This window comes from Propioniciclava sinopodophylli (genome assembly GCF_004324755.1).
GTDB classification, from domain to species: domain Bacteria; phylum Actinomycetota; class Actinomycetes; order Propionibacteriales; family Propionibacteriaceae; genus Propioniciclava; species Propioniciclava sinopodophylli.
In genome coordinates this window covers 1-1,978 of the sequence record NZ_SDMQ01000029.1, presented here as the reverse complement: position 1 = coordinate 1,978, position 1,978 = coordinate 1, and the positions used below count along the sequence as shown (strand labels likewise).

The window sequence follows — 1,978 nt, the reverse complement described above, 5'->3', positions numbered from 1 at the left end:
GATCACCGACGGTGACTGGCCCGCAGTCCGCCGACACTTGGACCATCTCCTCGCGAAGTAGCTCGGCGGGACTCGCAGGGACGAATTGGGTGGTTGGCCACCATCCTCGAACATCCGGAAATGCCGCACTGTGCGCGAGGCTAGCCTGTAGCTTTCCGGTACCCGGAGCGCACACTCGCTCTATGCCGCAGGACGCCCCCCTCGGTCAGGCCACATGGGACCGAAGCCAGTTGAACATGGGTGCAGTGACCACGTGGGAGGGTGATCCCATGGACACCTTCTGGGGGCTCTCGGCTACTGCTTGGACCGCGATTTACACCCTTCTCACCCTTGGCTTGCTCCTAGTAGCAGTCATCGCGGCGGCATATGCCAAGCGCCAGTGGAAAGTGGCGCGCCAAGCACATTGGAAGCGAGCCGCCCGTATGTGATCGTCACAGCCGAGCCCTCCACCGCCAGCAGGCGGCTGTTTGACCTTTCGATACGCAACATCGGCAAGCGCCCAGCCATCAATGTCCGAGTCCGCCTCGATCCACCGCCAATGCGCGCAAAGGAGATCGACGGGCATGAGTTCGCCAAGATGAAGATGCTGAACCAACCCATCGCCATGCCCGCCCCTGATCAGGACATGCGCGCGTTCTGGGATAGCCACTTGGACCGGCATGGCGCGGGCATGCCAACATCACACCAAGTGACGATCACCTACAGTGACACCTCAGGGGCCGCCTATGACGAAAAGTCGGTAGTCGACCTGGACTCCATGCAGGGAAGCGTCTTCACCGAGGTCAAAACCGTCCATGACGTTGGCAAGTCCCTTGATGAGATCAGGAAGATCCTGAAGGAAGCCTCAATCCCCTCTCGCAAAGGCAACGCGGAGGTGCTGGCCATCACCGAGACACGCCACTCAAGCGAAGAGCGCAAAGACCGTGAGGTGTACGAAAGCCTCCGGAGCACATTGCGGGCAGCGCAGGAATGGAATCACGGCGGTTCGGATGAGGTCGCAAGATTGCGGGCCAAGGTCAATCGGTGGGAACAAGATCACCCTCACCTCCTGTCTGGACCGCGGGGGAAGGGCTCCCTCAAACCGCGGAACAGGTTGAAGCAGGCAGTGAAAGCCCTCGTTGGATCCCTCCGCGGCCAGCCGAGCCACTCACGCGACTCAAGTCTCACCTGACCCTGCCCAGCGGTTGGTTCCCGTTCTGCTGGTGGCACTCTCGTGGAGACGTACTCGCCTTCCGCTTCTTGGGTTGAGGTGGACGAAAGAAGGCTCCATGCCGTCTCAAGCGCCGTTGGTCATGCCGAGAGTCGCGACCCCCAGGCGCTTGTCGAGTGCCAGCCCAGTGAACGCCCTTTCAGTTCAGTCTGGCTCGACGGATCTCTGCCTTCCCCCGAGTTCGCACCGACACCCGAGCCCACCATTGAAGCAATCAGCGCCATGGTATGGATAGCCTTTCGCTCGAAGACCGGCCAATAGCCCATTTCCCTCCTCAGAGTTAAGGGCTCCACCACCCTCGACAAGCTCGTATTGCGGGAACTCGTGCATCAAATGGACGAGGAGGGACGTGGCTACACCCTGCCGCCTCCAACCGGGGGAAGTTTCGAAGCAGGTGAATCGGATCAAGCTCTTGTCTGCCTCGACTGTGAAGTCGACCCGTGCGATGCAACCGTCCCCCGTAACTGCAGACAGGATCCTGTTCCGCGTTCGTGCGCTCTCCTCCGAGAGCAGGAAGCTCACCTGGTCGGGCTGTAGGTCAGACATGGCCACATTCTGGCAGCAGGAGCATGGGGAAGGGTGATGAGATGTGCCCCGGACGCGTCACCGGTTGCTGGACTTGTCAACAGCATCCTCAATTAGCCGCTGCGAGCGTGTGGTCAGAGGTGGAGGTGCAGGCGCAGGGCGTCGTCGAGTTGGGTCAGCAGGTGGGTGGGAATCCGGCCAGTGACGGGGCCGATGCGTTCCACCGAGACCGAACGAACTTGT

1 protein-coding gene is annotated in these 1,978 nt (G+C 61.1%); it reads left to right on the top strand.

Annotation, left to right across the window (positions count from 1 at the left end; translation table 11 throughout):
* Positions 1-424 precede the first annotated feature (424 nt).
* Positions 425-1,171 (top strand): hypothetical protein, encoded by a 747-nt coding sequence (locus ET989_RS14585; RefSeq protein WP_131170256.1) that lies wholly within the window; start codon positions 425-427, stop codon positions 1,169-1,171.
* Positions 1,172-1,978: the final 807 nt, after the last annotated feature.